The sequence below is a fragment of the Alteromonas marina genome (assembly GCF_000808575.1).
GTDB classification, from domain to species: Bacteria; Pseudomonadota; Gammaproteobacteria; order Enterobacterales; family Alteromonadaceae; genus Alteromonas; species Alteromonas marina_A.
Map to the genome: position 1 here is coordinate 1 of NZ_JWLW01000022.1, position 412 is coordinate 412.

Here is a 412-nt window from a genome sequence, read left to right on the forward strand (position 1 = left end):
CCATCTTTAAATGTGCCCTCAAGAGCAATTTCAGGTACCCCATCACCGGTTAGGTCATCCATCACCACAACCTGCATGTTCTTCCAGTTTGCGGGCCAATTGAATACAGAAATGCGTTTGCCAGTACTGCCACTTCGAACAAAGAACTGCGGTTTACCTTCGTTACCCTCATCTTGGCGAATACCGAATAACCCGATATCCATTACGCCATCGCTATCCATATCAGGCAACGCAATAGGCGTTATAGACGAGGGCACGTAAGCACCCGCTGCCCAGCGAATGTTCGACAGTTCCGCACTATCCACAGGATTTATAATGGAAAGACTAGGCACACCACCACCTACACTAAACACACCCAGTTCAGTCACACCATCGCCATTCACATCTTGCCATAGTAACGGTATGCCTGAGC

1 protein-coding gene is annotated in these 412 nt (G+C 48.8%); it reads right to left on the reverse strand.

Annotated features, from left to right (window positions below; translation table 11 throughout):
• On the reverse strand, positions 1 to 412 hold a 412-nt coding region (locus RJ41_RS19180), incomplete at both ends, for a hypothetical protein (protein WP_039221174.1).